The organism is Streptomyces sp. NPDC017246 (genome assembly GCF_044331325.1).
GTDB lineage: Bacteria > Actinomycetota > Actinomycetes > Streptomycetales > Streptomycetaceae > Streptomyces.
Genome location: NZ_JBIRMW010000009.1, coordinates 85,263 through 101,788 on the forward strand (window position 1 = coordinate 85,263; position 16,526 = coordinate 101,788).

Sequence of the window (16,526 nt, forward strand, 5' to 3'; positions counted from 1 at the left end):
ATGGATTCCCTGAACTCCCTCATCGACGGCTTCGGGACCGCGCTCACCCCGATGAATCTGCTGTGGGCGGCCATCGGCGTGCTTCTCGGCACGGCGATCGGTGTCCTGCCCGGCATCGGCCCCGCCATGGCCGTGGCCCTGCTGCTCCCGGTGACCTACGGACTGGAGCCGACGGGCGCGTTCATCATGTTCGCCGGTATCTACTACGGCGCCATGTTCGGCGGCTCCACCACCTCGATCCTCCTCAACACCCCCGGGGAGAGCGCGGCCGTCGTCGCCGCCATCGAGGGCAATCCAATGGCCAAGTCGGGCCGTGGTGCCCAGGCCCTCGCCGCCGCTGCCGTCGGTCACTTCGCCGGCGGCATGATCGGCACGATCCTGCTCGTGGTGCTGGCGCCGACGGTCGCCGCGCTCGCCGTCGACATCGGCGCCCCCGACTATCTCGCCCTGATGGTCCTCGCCTTCATCGCGGTGACCTCGGTCCTCGGCTCCTCCCGCATCCGGGGGCTCGCCTCGCTGCTCATCGGTCTCACGATCGGTCTGGTCGGCCTGGACCAGATGACCGGGCAGCAGCGCCTCACCTTCGGTTCGCTCCAGCTCGCCGACGGCGTCGACGTCGTCATCGTCGCGGTCGGTCTCTTCGCCATCGGCGAGGCCCTGTGGGTCGCGGCGCATCTGCGCCGCACGGCGGGGAAGGCCATTCCCGTCGGGCGCCCCTGGCTGGGCAGGGACGATGTGAGGCGCACCTGGAAGTCCTGGCTGCGCGGTCCCCTCATCGGCTTCCCGTTCGGCGCGATCCCGGCCGGCGGTGCGGAGATCCCGACCTTCCTCTCGTACGTGACGGAGAAGCGTCTCTCGAAGCACAAGGAGCAGTTCGGCAAGGGCGCCATCGAGGGTGTGGCGGGGCCCGAGTCGGCGGCCTCGGCCTCGGCGGCCGGGACGCTCGTGGCCATGCTGACCCTGGGGCTGCCGACGACGGCCGTCGCCGCCGTGATGCTGGCCGCGTTCCAGCAGTACGGCATCCAGCCGGGTCCGCTGCTGTTCGAGCGGGAGCCGGAGCTGGTGTGGGGGCTCATCGCCTCGCTGTTCGTCGGCATGGTGCTGCTGCTCGCGCTCAATCTGCCGCTCGCGCCCGTCTGGGCGAAGCTGCTGCGCATCCCGCGTCCGTACCTCTACGCGGGCATCCTCTTCTTCGCCGCCGTCGGCGCGTACGCGGTGGGCGGTGAGGCGCTGGACCTGGTCATCCTGTTGGTCATCGGTCTGATCGGGCTGGGCATGCGGCGGTACGGACTGCCGGTCCTGCCGGCCGTCATCGGGGTCATCCTCGGCCCGGCCGCCGAGCAGCAGCTGCGCCGCGCCCTGCAGATCAGCGACGGCTCGGTGACGGGCCTGGTGAACACCCCGTTCTCGGTCACCGTGTACGCGGTCGTCGTGGTCCTGCTCGCCTGGCCGCTGCTGAGGAAGGTGATCGTCCGGCGTCGTAACGTGTCGGTATGACAACGGAGATCCGCCGTGCGACCGGCCTCGACGTCCCGGGGGTGAAGGCCGTGACCGACGCGGCCTACCACCACTACATCGCGCGCATCGGCCTCGTGCCGGTGCCGATGGAGGCGGACCACGCGGCGGACGTGGCCGCCGGGAGGGTGTTCGTCGCCGGTGATCCGGTGGTCGGCCTCGTGGTCCTCAGGACCGAGGCCGACCATCTCCATCTCGACAGCATCGCCGTCCACCCCGACGCCCAGGGCACCGGGCTGGGCGGCCTGCTGCTCGGCTTCGTGGAGTCCCGGGCGCGCGAGCTGGGGCTTCCCGAGGTCAGGCTGCTGACCAACGCGATGATGTGGGAGAACCAGAAGCTGTACGAGCGGTACGGCTACGAGGTCGTCGAGCGTCGTCTGGACGGACCGTACGACCGTATTCACTATCGGAAGGTCCTCAACTCGCCCCCAATAGGGTGAGTCTCGGCCACTTGGCGGCCGGATCCGATATCCCTGGCGGGCAGCACCATCCCCCCACCCCGAAGGGACCCCGCTCATGCGCGTCCGACTCGCCCTCGCCTCAGGCGTCCTGCTCGCCTCCGCCGCCGTCGCCCCCCTCGCCCACGCGGAAGGGGTCGACGGCCTCTCCGTCTACGGTTACGGAACCGTCGCCGACGACAGCACGGTCACCCTCTCCGGCACCTACCGCTGCCTCGACGACAGCGCAGGCGCCGTCTTCGTCAGCTCCACCCTCGTCCAGGGCGACCACTCCGCCGGCATCGGCGGCACCCGCGCCGTCTGCGACGGGCACCTCCACGAGTGGTTCAACACCGCCGTCGTGAAGGACCCCGCCTACCGGCCGGGCACGGCCAGGGTGCAGGCCACCCTCATGCAGCTCACGGCCGGCGAGGAGGGCCTGCCGACGCCCGACTTCCTCGCCGTCGAGGAGTCGGCTGTCGAACTGCGCTAGCGCAGCAGCTCGATCAGGCCCTCACGGCCCAGGACCTCCAGCTCGTCGAGGGCGACCACGGCACTCGCCGCCGCCGCCGGATCGGAGGCGGCGAGCCCGCTCGCCGCGAACTCGTCCTCGTCGAGCCGCAGCACCTCGCTGCCGTCCGCCGACACCCACAGGTCCAGATCCAGGTCCTCGACCACCACGGCGGAACCGTCGATCACGGCCGGCCGGGTGATGTCGCAGTACCAGCCCTTGAGGGCGCCGTCGGCGGACCACACCTCCTTGACCGTGAACCAGCGGTCGCTCCAGAAGTGCTCCACGAAGACATCGCCCGGCTCGAACCGTACGAAGCCGAAGTCCCGTACCCCCTCCGCCGCCCACGGGGCGCGCACCGAGAGCCGGGCGCCGTCCTCCGTGAGCACCTCGGCCGGATAGCGGATCTTCGTCCGGCCGGCCTTCGTCAGGGTGACCTCAACCGATCGTCCGGACATGCCGTACCTCCTGTGCGCCGACCTCGTAACCGAACCACTTGTTGATCGCCAGCATCGGCCCGTTCCCGGTGTCGTTCCCGGTGAAGGCCTCCGTGCAGCCCGCCGCGCGGGCCCGGTGCAGCGAGGTGTTCTTGGCGAGCTTGGCGAGCCCGCGTCCCCGGAACGCGGGCGCGGTGCCCGTCATCCCCGAGTTGTAACGGCCCAGGCCGTCCGTCTGCGCCGCGCTGAACGCGGCCGGCACACCGTCCACCACCGCGACCGTCGTCAGCGCCCGGTCGAAGAGCGGGTGCTCCCAGGTGGTGGCCCGCCAGTGCGCGAAGTCGTCCAGCTCCGCCCCCACGTCGCCCGGCTCGTCGGCCGTCGTCAGGGCGTCCAGCGCGAAGAGCGGCCGGGGATCGGCCACGAAGTCCTCGGCCGTCAGCAGCTCGACACCGGCCGGCGGCGCCTGGAGCGGAGGCAGCTCGCCCGTGGCCAGGTCGAGCCGGAGGAAGTAGGCGGAACGGCTGGACGTGTAGCCACGGCGCCCGGCCCAGGCGAGGTTCTCCGGCGCGTCCAGCACCCAGCTGTACAGGGTCCGCGCCCCGTGCTCGGCGAGGTGCTCCTCGGCGGCGCGCAGCAGCAGCGTCCCGGCGCCCTGCCCCGGATGCGCGGGATCCACGTACACGTTCACGTTCCCGATGCCGGGCTCCGGGGACTCATGGGCGATCCCCACCTGCGCGGTCCCGATGATCACCCCGTCCTCCGTCACGGCGACGAGCGGCCGGTTGTGGCTGTCGGGATGGGCATGCGCCCAGTCGAAGACGAGCTGCTCGGCGGTGGCGAGCATGAAGGGAAGCGCGGCCCGGCGCACCCGGGCGAAACCCTCGGCGTCCTCCGCCTGTACATCACGGACGATCACAGTCATGTGGCCGCACGCTACGGGCCGGAGGTACGCCGCCGCCTCCCATTTTCCGGTGCGGTGGGGGCAGAATCGGCGGGGTGACACTCACCATCGCCGTGGACCACGAATCCACCACCGCTCCGTACGAACAGCTGCGTGCCCAGATCTCGGAGCGGGCCCGGTCGGGCAGACTGCCGGTCGGCTACAAGCTGCCGACGGTACGAGGGCTCGCGGAGCAGCTGGGCCTGGCCGCGAACACGGTCGCCAAGGCGTACAAGGCACTGGAGGCGGACGGGGTGATCGAGACGCGCGGACGTCACGGCACCTTCGTCGCGGCCGCCGGGGACGCGGCGACTCGCCGGGCCGCCACCGCCGCCGCCCAGTACGCCGAGGAGGCCCGCCGTCTCGGCCTCAGCCGCGAGGCCGCGGAGGCGGCGCTGAACGAGGCCCTGCGCGCGGCCTACGACAGCTGACCCGACCCGCGTACCCCTCAGAGATACAGGCCCGCCCCCGCCGTACGGGGTTCCGGGAGCTCCGCCGGGGGCGTGCCGCGGCGCAGGGCGAACAGCTCCGCCAGCGTCGCGCCCTCGCGCGGCACGTCCTCCGTGCGCCCGAGCCACTCCACCGACTCGGCCCGGCTCAGCGGCCCGACCTCGATCCGGGCCAGGCAGCGGCCCGGCCGGACCACGGCCGGGTGGAGCCGCTCCAGGTCCTCGTTGGTGGTCACGCCGACCAGGACGTTGCGCCCCTGGCCGAGCAGACCGTCCGTCAGGTTGAGCAGCCGGGACAGGGCCTGACCCGCCGTGTGCTTGGCCTCGCCCCGGATCAGCTCGTCGCAGTCCTCCAGGAGCAGCAGCCGCCAGCGGCCCTTCGCCGTGCCCTCGTCCTCCCCGATGGCGATGTCCATCAGATAGCCGACGTCGTTGAAGAGCCGCTCCGGATCGAGTACGCAGTCCACCTGGCACCACTCCCGCCAGGACCGTGCGAGGGTCCGCAGGGCGGACGTCTTGCCGGTCCCCGGCGGGCCGTGCAGCAGCAGGAGCCGGCCCGCGATCGACTCGGGCGTCACCTTCATCAGCCGGTCCATGGACTCGGCCACCGGCGCCGAGTAGTTGGGCCGGACCTCCTCCCACGTCCCCGCGCTGATCTGCCGGGTCGTCCGGTGCGGGCCGCGCCTGGGGGAGACGTACCAGAACCCCATCGTCACGTTCTCCGGCTGCGGCTCCGGCTCGTCCTTCGCCCCGTCGGTGGCCTCCTTCAGGACCCGCTCGGCGAGGTCCGCGTCGGCGGCCGTGACGGTGACGTCGGCGCCCCGGTTCCAGCGGGAGATCAGCAGCGTCCAGCCCTCGCCCTCGGCGAGCACGGCGCTGCGGTCGTCGTCCTTCGCGGCCCGCAGCACCGTGGCCCCCGCCGGGAGGAGCGTCGCCTCGGGCTTGACCCGGTCCAGGGTGGTGCTGTGCGAATGGGGCTGCTCCCCGGTCGCGAAGCGGCCGAGGAACAGCGCGTCCACGACGTCCGCGGGCGAGTCGCTGTCGTCGAGGTTGAGCCGGATCGGAAGCGACCGCTGCGGCTCGGACGGTACCGGTGGGGTGTCAGCCATGGCGTCCATGATCCGGCAACCGGGCATTCCGTGCACCGGGTTTTGAACGGGACGCCACCGCGTACGGCCGTCCTCCGGGCCCGGACCAGGGCGCTCAGATCCAGTGGCCCCGCACCGCGCCCCGGGCGCGCCGCGCGAGCGCGTACCCCTTCGTCATGGCCCGGTCCGCCGCGAAGTTCCGTGCGAGCGCCCGGCCCTCCACGAGCCGGGCGAACTCCGCGGCGTCGGTGGAGCGGCGCACGGTCACCCGCTCCAGGGCGTACGGTCCCTGACGGCGCCTGGCCAGCGCGTTTCCGACGGCGAGCGCCTGTGTGAAGCCGGCCTCCCGGACCGTGCGGCGGACCCGCCGGCTGGAGTACCCGTACGGGTAGGCGAAGGAGACCGGCGCCGTCCCGAGCTCCTCGCCGACGATCTCCCGGCAGCGCAGCGTCTCGAACCGGAGCCGCCGCTCGTCGAGCTGGTCGAGCTGCGGATGGGTGTGGCTGTGTCCGCCGATCTCGGTGCCCGCCTCGGCGAGTTCCCGCACCTGCGCCCAGTCGAGCATCGTGTCGAGCGCTCCGCCCGTCTCGTGCTTCCCGCGGAGCCAGCCGGTGGTGACGAAGACGGTGCTCGCGAAGGAGTGCTTGGCGAGCACCGGCAGCGCGTACCGGTGCACGCCCTCGTACCCGTCGTCGAAGGTGACGAGGAGCGGGCGTGCGGGCAGCGGACCGCCGGAGCGCCAGGCGGCGGCGAGCCCGGCGGTGGTCAGCGGGGTGAACCCCCGCTCGGCGACCGTGTCCATCTGCGCGGCGAACGCCTCGGGGGTGACGGAGAGCCCCAGGGTCGCGGGGGCCGGATCCGTGTCGACGGCGTGGTACATGAGGACGGGTACGGCGGTGGTCCCGGTCATGAGGCCGCTCCCTCGGGAGTCCCGGCGTCGGGCCGGGGCGTCTCACCGGTCCCGGCGGGCTCGATCGGCCCCCAGGAGAACGTCGTCCCGTTCCTGCGGGCCCGCAGCGACCCCAGTGCGTAGCCGCCGGCCGCGACCGTCACTCCGGTCACGATGGCCCCGGCCCGGCCCGCGCCGCCGGAGCGGCCGAGGAGCGCGTCGCGCATCCCGCGCAGGACACCGGAGGGCAGCACCCGGGTGGTGTAGCGCCGCTCGGACTCCAGGCCCTTCTGCGCGCCGACGCTCCGGGCGACGAGCGCCTTGGAGAGGCCCTCGGCGTAGACGCGGGTGCGGAAGTAGCCGAAGCGCTCCCGGACGGCGGGCACCTTGTGGTGGATGACGGCCCGGTCGTCGATGAGCAGGATCGCCTCGGGGAGCGCCTTGGAGAGCCGGATGCAGAGCTCGGTCTCCTCGCCGCCGAGGGGCCGCCGGTCGCCGTCCCGGCCGATGCCGGTGGCGAAGCCGCCCGCCGCGTCGAAGGCCGTGCGACGGAAGGAGGCGTTGCCGCCGAGGACGTTGCGCACCGGGACGCGGCCCGGGGGCAGGCCCCGGTACGTGCACCCGACGACCCAGTCGAACTCCTCCGGGAACCAGGCCGGGCGGCGGCCGGAGGCCCAGGCGGGCAGGGTCCGGCCGCCGACGGCCATGACGCGCGGGTCGTCGTAGGCGGCGGCGAAGTGGTGGAGCCAGTCCCGCTCGGCGACGGCGTCGTCGTCGAGGAAGGCCACGAACTCGCCGCGGGCGGCGGCGATTCCGGTGTTGCGGCCGGCGGAGAGGCCGCGGGGGCCCGCGTTGGCGAGCACCCGCACCTCCTCGTGGAGCCGCTGTTCCGCGTACTCCTCGGTGAGCCGGGAGAGGAGCCGCTCGTTGTGGTCGACCACGAGCAGCGTCTCCAGCGGCGGCAGCGACTGCTTCCGCACGGAGTCGACGGCGGCGAGGATGTCCTCCCACCGCTCCTCCGTGTAGACGCAGATCACCACCGAGAAGCCGTGCGGGGACGTGCGGTGGTTCAAGACACCTCTCCCCGGGGGATGTTGACCGAGAACGGGGCGGGCCGACGGCGGGCCGCCCTGCTGACGGACTTCTCCTTGAGGATGACCTTCAGGACCCGGATGCCGTCCCGTACGGCGTTGAGGTTGCTGACGCCGTGAATGCGGTTGTACTCGTGGCTCGGGACCTCCTGCACCTTGAGGCCGGCCTTGACGACCCGGATGTTGATGAGGGTCTCGATCTCGAAACCGGTGCAGTCGAGGGTGATCTTGTCGAGGCAGTGACGCCAGAAGGCGTTGTAGCCGTAGCAGAGGTCGGTGTACCGGGCGCCGAACTTGCGGTTGACGAGCGAGCAGAGGGCCCAGTTGCCCAGTCTGCGAATGGTCGTCATGTCGTCGGTGCCGCCGCCGTTGGCGAAACGGGAGCCCTTGGCGAAGTCCGCGCCGCCGACGAGGGCGGAGACATAGGAGACGATCTCCTGGCCGTCGGCCGAGCCGTCCGCGTCGACCATGACGATGATGTCGCCGGTGCAGGCGGCGAAGCCGCTGATCAGCGCGTCGCCCTTGCCCTTTCCGACCTGCTTGACGACCTTGACGTCGGGCCAGAGTTCACGGGCGACGTCCACCGTGTTGTCGGTGGAATTTCCGTCGACGAGGACGACTTCGTGAATCCATTCCGGCAGTGTCTTGAACACATACGGAAGATTTTCGGCTTCGTTCATCGCGGGAATGACAACACTCACCGGCGGAGTGATCGCCAGATGTGAGGTGATGGCCCGGTACTGGGCGGCTATTCGACTCGGCTCGGTTATTTCGTGGCCCGTGATGGATGGGCGCAGGAACGAGCTCATGGGTCTGGTTTCCCTCTCGTCCGGTGGGCCGCCCACCCCTTGGGCGGTCCGATGGTGTGTCCGGTTCGAAAGGGGGGTTCTCGCCCCGCCCGCACAGAAACGATCTCCTTGCGGGATCGGCGAGTTGGCATGTCTGGCCGCGCGGTACCCGCGACTCGGCGCACGTTCGAACACCGAGCACGGCACCCCCCTACCGCGCCCCGCTCCGGGACCATCAGCGACGCTAGAGCCCTCCCCTGAGCCGCTTGCGTGATGGACCGGTGCGGGTGAGATGTACGACGGTATTGATGAATGGGACTGTATGGCAAGTCCCTGATCTGTGGCCCGCTTTTCCGTAGTTTGGCGAAGCTTCGGCGGTCAGATGTGCAACCGTCCCGATCGGATTCGCTCAATCCGTTTGCGCGCAGGGAACAGTGATACGGGATCACTCTCCTGTGCATTGCTGTGCGAATGTGTCGCGATCCCGTTCGATCGTGCGGCGGGACCGGAACCTCCGCTTCCTGGAGTGGCTGGTTTTCGATGGTCAGTGACGGAGGATCAGGGGACGTTCACCCCCAGTTTTGACATGAACACTTCCGGTCGGGCGGATCCGATGCTACTACCTGGTAGCGCAGAGATCCTGCTACAGGGAGGTTCCATGAGACTGTCCCGATTCACCGCCCTTTCGTCCTCGCTGCTGCTCGGCGCCGTCCTCGCCCTCACCGGGGCGGGCGCCGCCCAGGCCGCCGAGACCGCCGCACTCGACTACGTGGCCCTGGGGGACTCGTACTCCTCCGGTGTCGGCTCCGGGAGTTACGACAGCGCCAGCGGCGACTGCAAGCGCTCCACGAAGGCCTACCCGGTGCTGTGGAAGAACGCGAACGCCCCCTCCTCCTTCGCGTTCACCGCCTGCTCCGGCGCCCGAACGGGTGATGTGACCGCGAATCAGCTCGGACCGCTCTCGGCCGCCACCGACCTGGTCTCCATCACGATCGGGGGAAATGACGCCGGATTCGCCGACGTCATGACCACCTGTGTGCTGCAGTCCGAGGCCACGTGCATCAGCCGCGTGAATCAGGCCAAGAGCTACGTGGACTCGACGCTGCCCGGCAAGCTCGACTCCGTCTACACGGCGATCAGGAACAAGGCGCCCGCCGCCCGCGTGGTCGTCCTCGGCTACCCGCGCTTCTACCAGCTGGGCGGCAGCTGCATCGCCGGCCTCAGCGAGAACGAGCGCACGGCCATCAACGGAGCCTCCGACTACCTCAACGCGGCCGTCGCCAAGCGGGCGGCCGACCACGGCTACACCTACTCCAGCGTCGTCCCGGCCTTCACCGGGCACGAGATCTGCTCCAGCTCCTCCTGGCTGCACAGCGTCAACTGGCTCAACATCGGGGAGTCCTACCACCCGACGGCCGCCGGACAGTCCGGCGGATACCTGCCCAGCTTCAGGAACGCGGTCTGACCGGACCGCCGTCCGCGCCGTCCGTGGCGCCGGGGCCGGCCGGAGCGGTGCTCGTGACACCGCCCGGCCCGGGCCCGGCGCCTCGTGCGTCGTCCCGGACCAGGTGATACGTCAGGGCTCCCGCGATCAGCAGCGCGCCGATCGCCCCGGCGAGCAGGACATGGGTCCGGCGGGGCGGCCTCGCACCGCGTGACTCCGGGCCCGAACTCCCGCTCGTCGTGCGGTGGTTACCGTCGCCGCCCTCTCCGCTTCGCTCGGATGCGCCTCCCGCCGGGGCGACGGGTCCACTCCGCGCGGCCGCGGCCGGCTCCCCCCGCGTGGCGGCCGCCGCCCGCGTCCCGCCCGTCGCCACCCGCCGCAGCTCCCGTTCGGCCCCGTCCGCCGTCAGGGGGTGGTCCGGGTGGTCCGGGTCCTCGCGCAGCAGCCCGTCGACCACGGCGCGGAGCGCTCCGGACCAGGCGTCCGCCGGAGACAGGGACGGCTGCGGCGCCGACGCCGCCGTGTCGAGAAGCGCTCCCACCGATCTGAGGTCCGCCTCCGGCCCCGGGTCGTCCCCCGGCGCCGTACCGAAGCCGGTCACCACGATCCGCCCGTCGTTGGCGAGCAGGACGTGCCGCGACTCCACGCCCCGGTGCGGGGCACCGGCCTCCCGCGCCGCCCGGAGCGAGCCGAGCACCTCGGCGCCGACACGGGCGGCCTCGCGCGGCGGCAGCGGACCGGCCGCCTCCAGCGTCTCGGCGAGGGTGAGGCCGCGGACGAGCTCCGTCACGACCCAGGGGCGGCCGTCGTCGGTGGCCACCCCGAGCACCCGCACGGCGGCGGGATGGGAGATCCGGGCGGCGGCCCGCGCCTCGCGCTCGCGGCGCGCGTACAGCAGGGGCACCTCGTCCGCCGGGAGTCCGGCCGGGGCGCGGAACTCCTTGAGGGCCACCTCGTGGCGGTTCGTCTCGTCGAGGGCGCGCCAGACGGTGCCCGTCGCCCCCTCGGCGAGGACGTCCAGAAGCCGGTACCGACCCGCGATCACCGTCATGGATCCACGGTAGCCGAGGGGTGTCCTCCTCGCCCCGGTCCGTCGGCGGGACGGTTCGGACGATCTTGGTGGCGGAGATCACACCGCTCCGGATGTGCGGGTGTGGAGGTCCGGAGGGCAGGATGGTTCGTGACGGTTCGGCAGGTGTTCGAATCCTGTCCAACTCGCCCTGGAATCAGATGGATTCGGATGGTGACCGTCAACCCCCGTACGAGTGCCGTCAATCCCGTCGCCGGGATACACGGGTGTCACCGCGGGGCGATAGGGTTAACCTGCCCTGGGTCGGGTGCCCTTGTACGGGTGGGGAGTGACATGGAACAGATAGCAATGCGCAGCAGGCCGCGAGTGCCTGCCATCACCTGCGGGAGCAGCGCGACGAGTTCGCGGCTCGACCGTCATCTCGCGGTGCTCGGCGGACCCGCCGTGCCCCAGCGTGAGGTGGCCGAGGCGACGCTGCTGATGCGGGAGCTGACGACACGTACGCCCGAGACTCCGGTGCACGGTCATCGCAGCCGCAGCGCGCGGGTCTCGCTCTTCGCCCCGCTCCGCCGACTGCGCCGCTCCCTCTTCGGAACGCGCCGCTAGGAGTCGGGTGCGCCGGGTCGCGCAACCCCGAGGTTCCCGCCCGCTTCCGCCCGGTAGCCCCGTACGACTCCGACTGCGACACCGCCGGACGTGTCCCCGCCCGTCCGGCGCTCAGTCGTACCCGGAGCAAGCCCGCGACCTGCGGTGATCTCAGGCCGCGGTGATCTCAGGCGATCACCCCCGCCTCCCGCAGCTCCCTCACCTCGCCCTCGGGCACCCCGAGCCCGGCGAGCACCTCGTCCGTGTCCTGCCCGAGGGCCGGGATCCGTTCCATGCGCGGTTCCGGACCGTCCGGGAAGACGATCGGCGGCAGCGGCGAACGCAGCGGTCCGACCGGGGACTCCACCTCCCGCCAGCGGTCACGGGCCGTCAGCTGGGGATGGTCCGCGAGCTCCGCGACCGAGTTGAGGCGGGCGCACGCGATGCCCGCCGCGTCCAGCCGGGCCAGCGCCTCCGCCGTCGTCAGCGGGGCCAGTGCCTCCGCGACCACCGCGTCCGTCGCCGTGCGCCCGGCCACCCGCGCCGTGTTCGTCGCGAAGGCCGGGTCCCCGGCCAGCTCCGGGCGGCCGACGACCTGCTCGGCGAGCCGTCGCCACTCCCGGTCGTTCTGCACGGAGAGCAGCACCAGGCCCCCGTCCGCCGTCGGATAGGCGTCGTACGGCGCGATCACCGCGTGCGCGAGCCCCGTTCGCGCCGGGGCCGTGCTCCCGTGCAACCCGTGGTGCAGCGGATGCCCCATCCACTCCGTCAGCGAATCGAACAGGGAGACCTCCACCGGTCCGCCCCGGCCGGTCGTGCCACGCCGCACGAGCGCGGCGAGGACACCCGAGAAGGCGTACATCCCGGCCGCGATGTCCGCGGCCGGGATCCCGGACTTGACCGGCCGTTCCGGGGTGCCGGTCACCGACACCAGACCGGCCTCGCACTGGACGAGCATGTCGTACGCCCGCCTGTGCGCGTACGGCCCCTCCGCCCCGTACCCCGAGACGTCCACGGCGATCAGCCGCGGGTGCGCGGCGCACAGGCCGGCGGCGTCGAGACCGAGCCGGGCCGCCGCCCCCTGGGCCAGGTTCTGCACGAACACGTCCGCACCGGCCACCAGCCTGCGGACCAGGGCGAGGCCCCGGGGGTCCTTGAGGTCGACCGCCACGGACTCCTTGCCGCGGTTGCACCACACGAAGTGGGAGGCGAGGCCCCGGGCGGCGGTGTCGTACCCCCGGGCGAAGTCCCCGCCGTCGGGGCGCTCGATCTTGATGACACGGGCGCCGAGGTCGGCGAGCTGCCGGGTGGCGAAGGGGGCGGCGACGGCCTGCTCGACGGCGACGACCGTGATTCCGTCGAGGGGGAGTGGCTGAGTGCTCATGGAAGCCCTGCCTACCCTGCGGGGCCGGTCTTGTCATCAGGGGGTACGTCACCCCCGGTGCGGCACGAGGGCCGTCAGCCCCGGGCGTAGCGGCGGACCGCGAGCGGGGCGAAGAGGGCGATCAGGCCCAGCGACCAGAGCAGTGTCCCGGCGACCGGGTGCGCCACCGGCCAGGCCGCGTCCGCCGGTACGGGCGCGTTGCCGAAGAGGACCCGTACCGCCGTGGTGACCGCCGAGATGGGATTCCACTCGGCGACCGTCCGCAGCCAGTCCGGCATGTTGTCGGTCGGGATGTACGCGTTGGACAGCAGCGGCAGCATGAACGTGGCGCTGCCGAGCTGACCGGCGGCCTCCTCGCTCTTCGAGGCGAGACCGAGCAGGATGCCCACCCAGGTCGTCGCGAAGCGGAAGAGCAGCAGCAGGCCGAAGGCGCCCAGGGCCTCCGCCGCCGTCCCCTCGATCCGCCAGCCCATGGCGAGCCCCACCAGGATCAGCGGGACCGTGCCCACGGCGCTGGCCACCAGGTCGGCGAGGGCCTGGCCGAGGGGCACGGCGGAGCGGCTCACGGGCATGGTCCGGAAGCGGTCCATGACGCCGCGGTGGGAGTCCTGGGCGGCCTGGAACATGCCGGTCATGAGGCCACCGGCCGCTGTCGCCACCAGCAGGCCGGGGACCAGCTGGGAGCGGTACTCGGCGCCCGGCATGGCGAGCGCGCTGCCGAAGACGTATCCGAAGAACAGCAGGAACACGATCGGCATCGTCTGCGTCATCACGGTGATCGCGGGCGCGTGCCGGATGCGCTGGAGGTGGCGGCCGAGGACGGCCGTTCCGTCGTGGACGAGGGCGGTGCTCACGCGACGAGCTCCTTCCGGTCGGTGAGGCGCAGGAACACCTCGTCGAGGGTGGGCGGACGCAGCGACGCGTCGACGATCAGGACCCCGGCCGCGTCGATCTCGCGGACGATACGGGGGAGGGTGAGCGTGGTGTCCGTGGTCACCGCGCCGGCCGTGCGGCGCTCGGCGTCCAGGACCGGGGCCGAACCGGTCAGCCGGTCGAGGACGGCGGCGGCCGCGTCGAGGAAGGAGGGGTCGGCGACGACGACCTCGGCGTAGCTGCCGACGAGCGCCTTGAGTTCGGCCGGGGTGCCGCGCTCGGCGGCGCGTCCCTCGTCGACCAGGACGATGTCGTCGGCGAGCTGGTCGGCCTCCTCCAGGTACTGCGTGGTCAGCAGCACGGTCGTGCCCTCGGACGCCAACCCCCGTACGGCGTCCCAGATCCCGTTGCGGCTGTGCGGGTCGAGCCCGGTCGTCGGCTCGTCGAGGAAGAGGACCCGCGGCGGTACGAGCAGGCTCGCCGCCAGGTCGAGCCGGCGCCGCATGCCGCCGGAGTACGTGCGGGCGGCGCGTCCGGCGGCCGCGGCGAGCCCGAACTGCTCCAGGAGCTCGTCGGCGCGGGCGCGCGGGGCGCGCAGCAGCCGGGCGAAGAGCCGCAGGTTCTCGGCGCCGGTGAGGTCGCCGTCGACCGAGGCGTACTGCCCGGTGACCGCGATCCGCTTCCGTACTCCCGCGGGGTCCCGCACCACGTCGTGCCCCGCGACCCGTGCGCTCCCCGCGTCGGGCGCGACGAGGGTGGTGAGAACGCGGACGGCGGTGGTCTTTCCGGCGCCGTTGGGGCCGAGGATGCCGCAGACGGAGCCCTCGGTGACGGCGAGGTCGAGTCCGCGGAGGGCGTGGACCTCGCCGTATCGCTTCTGCAGACCTTCACTAAGTACAGCGTACGTAGTTGTCATGACGTGACCATACCCCACTGCGTACGGTGTACGTAACTACGATGGGAGGCGAGGTGATGATCCATGGCGGGCCGAGCGGCCGAACCGGAAGTGATCTGGGCGCGCCCCGAGCGTGCGGGGCGGGGCCCGAAACCGGCGTACAACCGGCGGGACATCGTCGACGCCGCCGTGCGCGTCGCCGACACGGACGGCATCGACGCGGTCTCCATGCGCCGCGTCGCCGCCGAACTCGGCTGCGGCACCATGTCGCTCTACAACTACGTCCCCCGCAAGGAGGACCTGTACGAGCTGATGGTCGACGCGGTCAGCGGCGAGTACGAGCTCCCCGAGGAGCCCAGCGGCGACTGGCGGGCCGACATGACCGCGATCGCCCACCAGGGCCGCGCGATCATGTACCGGCACCCCTGGCTGGCCCGGGTGATGACCACGGCCTACGGATTCAGCCCCAACGCCCTGCGCTTCCTGGAGTGGTGCCTGGGCTGCCTCGTCCCCCTGGACGTGCCCCCGGGGCTGAAGATGCAGCTGATCGCCATGGTCAACGGCACGGTCATGGCGACCGTCGCCAACGAGCAGGCCGTCGCCGAGCGGGCCCGCGGACTGCCCTGGTCCGAGGCGGAGGAGCAGGCGGTGCGCGGCGCCTACCTCATGGGGCAGGTGGCGACCGGGCGGTATCCGCACCTGGCCGGGCTGCTCGCCGCGGCCCCCGCCGCCCCCGTCGACCCTGACGAGATCTTCGCCCTGACCATCGCCCGCCTCCTCGACTCCTTCGCGCCGCCGGAAGGCCCCGTCACAGCAGCATGAACTGGCCCTCGGGTCCCTCCTCCTGATGGTCCAGCACGGACGCCGGGCGGCGGGCCCGGGCCGGCGGGGGCAGGACCCCCGCCGCCCGTAGCTCCTCCAGAGCTGTGGAGCCTTCCGCCTCCGCCTCCGCCCCCGCCTCCGCGTTCGCCTCCGCTTCGGCGGCGAAGGCGGTCCGCTCCGCCTCCCGCGCCCCGAGCAGCGCGAGCACCGTGACCAGGTCGAGCAGCTCCGAGGTCCACTCCTGCGGCCAGACCGCGGGGCCGATCGCGTCCAGCGAGCCCGGCTCCGCCGGAGCGGTCCGATGCGCGAACCACTGCTCAAGGACCCGCGTCCCGCCGACGCAGAACTCCCACGCCTCCACCGGTACGGGCGAGACGCGGCCCTCGCCGAGGCACAGGGCCTCGTCCCCCGCGTCGTACGTCAGCGCCCCCGGCCGCGCCGGGACCGCGGCCCGCACATAGGGCCGGCGCCCGCCCGGCAGCCGCGGCTTCGTCCCGCTCAGCGCACCGCGTACCTGCACGTCGACCAGCTCCCGGCCGAGCGCCACGCCCGCCTCCCAGACCCCCGGGTCCGCCGGGAGCGGGACACGGCACCCGGCGGGGGAGGGCCGGGCCGCCGCCACCGTCCACGCGAGCCACTCCAGCGCGTCGACCTCGCGCCCGTACCGCTCCCCGAGGAAGTCGAGGAGCCCGGGGGCGAGGTTGGGTTCGTGGCCCCCGGGGCGCCGGAACAACGGCCGGATGCGCCCCGGCCGGCCCGCGGGGGAGCGGCCCTCGGGCAGCGCGGCCGTCACCAGAAGGGCGGGGCCCGTCGCCCCCGGCACGTACCCCTGCTCGACGGCGAAGAGCTGAGGCTCCCCGGCGACCCGCCACAGCTCCGGGCGGGCGATGTCGATCAGCCGGTGGTCGGGCAGCAGCCACTGCTCGTCGAACGGCCCGCGCGCGACCCGTACGGGCTCCGGGCAGGGGCCCGGCTCGCGGGCCCAGCGCGCGGTCCCGGTCCGTTGACCCGGCAGCGCGGGCACCGCGCTCACCGGGGTCCGCGCCCGGCTGGGCCGGAACAGGGCGTCCCGCTCGGCACCCTCGGCGGCCACCAGACGGTCCCAGCGGGACCGGAGTGTCCGCGCGTCCGGCGCCACGATCCACGAGCGGCCGAAGCGCAGCGGCGCGACGGACCACGGCATGAGGTCGTCGAGGAGGGGCGGGTCGGCGTCGTTCGCTCCGGGGGCTTCCGTCACGCCCCGCATGCTAACGACCGCCGTCCGTGGGCTACCACCGTCGGAGCGCCCGGGCCCTCGCGCAGGGGCGTACGGGGGCCTTGGCCGGGCCTCCGCCGTCGCCGTGAA

18 protein-coding genes are annotated in these 16,526 nt (G+C 72.6%); 7 read left to right on the forward strand and 11 right to left on the reverse strand.

What is annotated here, in order from left to right; genetic code table 11:
- From ACH4MY_RS21845 to ACH4MY_RS21855, 3 genes are all read left to right on the forward strand, one after another.
- Positions 1-1,497, forward strand: coding sequence for a tripartite tricarboxylate transporter permease (locus ACH4MY_RS21845; protein ID WP_398005384.1), 1,497 nt, complete (start codon positions 1-3; stop codon positions 1,495-1,497).
- On the forward strand, positions 1,494-1,955 hold the full coding sequence (locus tag ACH4MY_RS21850; protein ID WP_398005385.1) for a GNAT family N-acetyltransferase: 462 nt from the start codon (positions 1,494-1,496) through the stop codon (positions 1,953-1,955). Before ACH4MY_RS21845 ends, ACH4MY_RS21850 begins: the two co-directional genes overlap by 4 nt.
- 76 nt (positions 1,956-2,031) lie before the next feature.
- Positions 2,032-2,445 carry a DUF6299 family protein gene (locus ACH4MY_RS21855; RefSeq protein WP_398005386.1) on the forward strand — a complete coding sequence of 138 codons (414 nt, stop codon included), beginning with the start codon at positions 2,032-2,034 and terminating at the stop codon, positions 2,443-2,445.
- On the opposite strand, the gene ACH4MY_RS21860 is transcribed toward ACH4MY_RS21855, so the two are convergent.
- On the reverse strand, positions 2,442-2,921 hold the full coding sequence (locus tag ACH4MY_RS21860) for a DUF402 domain-containing protein (RefSeq protein WP_398005387.1): 480 nt from the start codon (positions 2,919-2,921) through the stop codon (positions 2,442-2,444). The genes ACH4MY_RS21855 and ACH4MY_RS21860 overlap by 4 nt on opposite strands.
- A complete protein-coding gene (locus tag ACH4MY_RS21865) occupies positions 2,902-3,825 on the reverse strand; it encodes a GNAT family N-acetyltransferase (RefSeq protein ID WP_398005388.1) in 924 nt (307 codons plus the stop codon). The genes ACH4MY_RS21860 and ACH4MY_RS21865 overlap by 20 nt, the downstream gene beginning before the upstream one ends.
- Before the next feature lie 74 nt (positions 3,826-3,899).
- On the opposite strand from ACH4MY_RS21865, the gene ACH4MY_RS21870 reads away from it, so the two are divergent.
- On the forward strand, positions 3,900-4,274 hold the full coding sequence (locus ACH4MY_RS21870) for a GntR family transcriptional regulator (RefSeq protein WP_189833367.1): 375 nt from the start codon (positions 3,900-3,902) through the stop codon (positions 4,272-4,274).
- Between the two features lie 17 nt (positions 4,275-4,291).
- Here ACH4MY_RS21870 and ACH4MY_RS21875 read toward each other — a convergent pair whose 3' ends face one another.
- The 4 genes from ACH4MY_RS21875 to ACH4MY_RS21890 all read right to left on the reverse strand — a co-directional run bounded on the left by ACH4MY_RS21875 (position 4,292) and on the right by ACH4MY_RS21890 (position 8,169).
- A complete protein-coding gene (locus tag ACH4MY_RS21875; RefSeq protein ID WP_398005389.1) occupies positions 4,292-5,410 on the reverse strand; it encodes a DUF5925 domain-containing protein in 1,119 nt (372 codons plus the stop codon).
- 85 nt (positions 5,411-5,495) lie between these two features.
- The gene (locus ACH4MY_RS21880) at positions 5,496-6,290 is read right to left on the reverse strand and encodes a polysaccharide deacetylase family protein (RefSeq protein ID WP_398005390.1); all 795 of its coding nucleotides are present in this window, start codon (positions 6,288-6,290) and stop codon (positions 5,496-5,498) included.
- Complete coding sequence (locus tag ACH4MY_RS21885) at positions 6,287-7,342, reverse strand: glycosyltransferase family 2 protein (protein WP_398005391.1); 1,056 nt, start codon at positions 7,340-7,342, stop codon at positions 6,287-6,289. The genes ACH4MY_RS21880 and ACH4MY_RS21885 overlap by 4 nt, the downstream gene beginning before the upstream one ends.
- Entirely contained in the window at positions 7,339-8,169 is an 831-nt protein-coding gene (locus ACH4MY_RS21890) for a glycosyltransferase family 2 protein (RefSeq protein ID WP_398005392.1), read from the reverse strand. The genes ACH4MY_RS21885 and ACH4MY_RS21890 overlap by 4 nt, the downstream gene beginning before the upstream one ends.
- Positions 8,170-8,806: 637 nt before the next feature.
- Between ACH4MY_RS21890 and ACH4MY_RS21895 the strand changes: the two genes are divergently transcribed.
- Positions 8,807-9,613, forward strand: a complete 807-nt coding sequence (locus ACH4MY_RS21895; RefSeq protein WP_398005393.1) for an SGNH/GDSL hydrolase family protein — start codon at positions 8,807-8,809, stop codon at positions 9,611-9,613.
- Here the strand turns inward: ACH4MY_RS21895 and ACH4MY_RS21900 are convergent.
- A complete protein-coding gene (locus ACH4MY_RS21900) occupies positions 9,597-10,643 on the reverse strand; it encodes a protein kinase (protein WP_398005394.1) in 1,047 nt (348 codons plus the stop codon). The genes ACH4MY_RS21895 and ACH4MY_RS21900 overlap by 17 nt on opposite strands.
- 312 nt (positions 10,644-10,955) lie before the next feature.
- On the opposite strand from ACH4MY_RS21900, the gene ACH4MY_RS21905 reads away from it, so the two are divergent.
- On the forward strand, positions 10,956-11,228 hold the full coding sequence (locus ACH4MY_RS21905) for a hypothetical protein (RefSeq protein WP_398005395.1): 273 nt from the start codon (positions 10,956-10,958) through the stop codon (positions 11,226-11,228).
- 166 nt (positions 11,229-11,394) lie between these two features.
- On the opposite strand, the gene ACH4MY_RS21910 is transcribed toward ACH4MY_RS21905, so the two are convergent.
- The 3 genes from ACH4MY_RS21910 to ACH4MY_RS21920 form a co-directional block, all read right to left on the reverse strand.
- Positions 11,395-12,591 (reverse strand): CaiB/BaiF CoA transferase family protein, encoded by a 1,197-nt coding sequence (locus tag ACH4MY_RS21910; protein ID WP_398005396.1) that lies wholly within the window; start codon positions 12,589-12,591, stop codon positions 11,395-11,397.
- 74 nt (positions 12,592-12,665) lie between these two features.
- On the reverse strand, positions 12,666-13,445 hold the full coding sequence (locus ACH4MY_RS21915; protein ID WP_398005397.1) for an ABC transporter permease: 780 nt from the start codon (positions 13,443-13,445) through the stop codon (positions 12,666-12,668).
- Positions 13,442-14,380: an ATP-binding cassette domain-containing protein gene (locus tag ACH4MY_RS21920; RefSeq protein ID WP_398005398.1), complete on the reverse strand. Its 939-nt coding sequence runs from the start codon at positions 14,378-14,380 to the stop codon at positions 13,442-13,444. The genes ACH4MY_RS21915 and ACH4MY_RS21920 overlap by 4 nt, the downstream gene beginning before the upstream one ends.
- Positions 14,381-14,443: 63 nt before the next feature.
- Here ACH4MY_RS21920 and ACH4MY_RS21925 point away from each other — a divergent pair, with 63 nt between their 5' ends.
- Positions 14,444-15,181, forward strand: coding sequence for a TetR/AcrR family transcriptional regulator (locus ACH4MY_RS21925; protein ID WP_398005399.1), 738 nt, complete (start codon positions 14,444-14,446; stop codon positions 15,179-15,181).
- On the opposite strand, the gene ACH4MY_RS21930 is transcribed toward ACH4MY_RS21925, so the two are convergent.
- Complete coding sequence (locus tag ACH4MY_RS21930) at positions 15,168-16,427, reverse strand: type ISP restriction/modification enzyme (RefSeq protein WP_398005400.1); 1,260 nt, start codon at positions 16,425-16,427, stop codon at positions 15,168-15,170. The two genes, ACH4MY_RS21925 and ACH4MY_RS21930, sit on opposite strands and share 14 nt — an antisense overlap.
- Between the last annotated feature and the right edge of the window lie 99 nt (positions 16,428-16,526).

Bases quoted from the DNA above. Each gene is read 5' to 3' on its own strand.
- ACH4MY_RS21865 (WP_398005388.1), bottom strand. From the start codon at position 3,825: ATGACTGTGATCGTCCGTGATGTACAGGCGGAGGACGCCGAGGGTTTC.
- ACH4MY_RS21860 (WP_398005387.1), bottom strand. From the start codon at position 2,921: ATGTCCGGACGATCGGTTGAGGTCACCCTGACGAAGGCCGGCCGGACG.
- ACH4MY_RS21855 (WP_398005386.1), top strand. From the start codon at position 2,032: ATGCGCGTCCGACTCGCCCTCGCCTCAGGCGTCCTGCTCGCCTCCGCC.
- ACH4MY_RS21890 (WP_398005392.1), bottom strand. From the start codon at position 8,169: ATGAGCTCGTTCCTGCGCCCATCCATCACGGGCCACGAAATAACCGAG.
- ACH4MY_RS21895 (WP_398005393.1), top strand. From the start codon at position 8,807: ATGAGACTGTCCCGATTCACCGCCCTTTCGTCCTCGCTGCTGCTCGGC.
- ACH4MY_RS21905 (WP_398005395.1), top strand. From the start codon at position 10,956: ATGGAACAGATAGCAATGCGCAGCAGGCCGCGAGTGCCTGCCATCACC.
- ACH4MY_RS21910 (WP_398005396.1), bottom strand. From the start codon at position 12,591: ATGAGCACTCAGCCACTCCCCCTCGACGGAATCACGGTCGTCGCCGTC.
- ACH4MY_RS21900 (WP_398005394.1), bottom strand. From the start codon at position 10,643: ATGACGGTGATCGCGGGTCGGTACCGGCTTCTGGACGTCCTCGCCGAG.
- ACH4MY_RS21850 (WP_398005385.1), top strand. From the start codon at position 1,494: ATGACAACGGAGATCCGCCGTGCGACCGGCCTCGACGTCCCGGGGGTG.
- ACH4MY_RS21845 (WP_398005384.1), top strand. From the start codon at position 1: ATGGATTCCCTGAACTCCCTCATCGACGGCTTCGGGACCGCGCTCACC.
- ACH4MY_RS21880 (WP_398005390.1), bottom strand. From the start codon at position 6,290: ATGACCGGGACCACCGCCGTACCCGTCCTCATGTACCACGCCGTCGAC.
- ACH4MY_RS21875 (WP_398005389.1), bottom strand. From the start codon at position 5,410: ATGGACGCCATGGCTGACACCCCACCGGTACCGTCCGAGCCGCAGCGG.
- ACH4MY_RS21920 (WP_398005398.1), bottom strand. From the start codon at position 14,380: ATGACAACTACGTACGCTGTACTTAGTGAAGGTCTGCAGAAGCGATAC.
- ACH4MY_RS21930 (WP_398005400.1), bottom strand. From the start codon at position 16,427: ATGCGGGGCGTGACGGAAGCCCCCGGAGCGAACGACGCCGACCCGCCC.
- ACH4MY_RS21925 (WP_398005399.1), top strand. From the start codon at position 14,444: ATGGCGGGCCGAGCGGCCGAACCGGAAGTGATCTGGGCGCGCCCCGAG.